This is a genomic window from Mycoplasmoides alvi ATCC 29626 (assembly GCF_000701785.1).
GTDB lineage: Bacteria > Bacillota_I > Bacilli_A > Mycoplasmatales > Mycoplasmoidaceae > Mycoplasmoides > Mycoplasmoides alvi.
In genome coordinates this window covers 1-1,108 of the sequence record NZ_JNJU01000009.1, presented here as the reverse complement: position 1 = coordinate 1,108, position 1,108 = coordinate 1, and the positions used below count along the sequence as shown (strand labels likewise).

The 1,108-nt window shown below is 26.7% G+C and carries 1 protein-coding gene; it reads left to right on the top strand.

The genetic code is table 4. From position 1 onward, the window contains the following. Positions 1-815: hypothetical protein (locus T383_RS03925; RefSeq protein ID WP_211246833.1), on the top strand; the 815-nt coding region annotated here is incomplete at its 5' end. Positions 816-1,108 lie beyond the last annotated feature (293 nt).

Here is a 1,108-nt window from a genome sequence, read left to right as displayed (position 1 = left end):
AGAGAGAGAGAGAGAGAAGCAAATTTAAATTAATTTCATTGATGCCTATCTTATTAGTACCAGCAATTAGTTTACCAATATTAGCAACTAGTTGTAGTGATAATAATCAAATTAATAATACCAATAATAATAATAATGATGATAATAGCAACACAAATTCACAACCAATAAAATTGGGCGACAAGGTAGAAATTTTACTTAATAATAATAAAAATGTTTATGGACCAGTTACAGAAATTTTAGATAATGGGTTAAAAGTTGCAAGTAATTTTTATCTAAATTCTGATATTCAAACAATCAAACTATTTTCTTTCAAAATTGGTGAAAAAATTCAAATTGCTTCGGGAACTACCTACCCTAACCATTTCGGCATGCTTACACACATAACAGAAGAGGGATTAAAACTAAACAACTATGACACAACTTATTCCTGAAATTCTTTAAGTTTAGTTTCATTGTTGCCATTTAAATTAAATGATTATGTTATTGTTAAACAGGGTGGTGGTTATTACACTTTTTATGGTTGTATTACAACAATGAATACTGATGGTATAACTTTATCATTAAACAATCAAGAACAACGGATATCATGAGAAAGCATTGATCAGGTGAAATCACTTGAAAAACTTTCCATTAATGATTTTGTCAAGGTCACTTATAAAAATATTTATACTCATTGTTATGGTTATATTGCTGAACTATATTGATCATATATTACAATTCAAATTAAACAAACTGATGGTTCTTATTATAAAGAAAGTATAGCTTTTGATAGCATTATTAATATTGAAAAAACCACAGAACATAATAATTAAATTACACAATCACAAAAAGAAAAAGAGCACTAGTTCACCCAGTGCTCTTTTTGCCTTGCCATTTTTGGTTCTATTTAATCAGTTTTAAAATTAAAACTAATAAAATTAATATAGTAATTAAATCATTCACTATAAAATCTTTTCGAACTAGGAATTGTGGGGAGGCACGAAGGTTTATTGAGCATAATAAAACCTCCACAATAATTTGTTAAATATTTTTGACTTTGTCCCTATAATTTCAGAGAGTTATGCACAATTTTAATAAAAAGAATTGCATTTTATAAACCATTTTT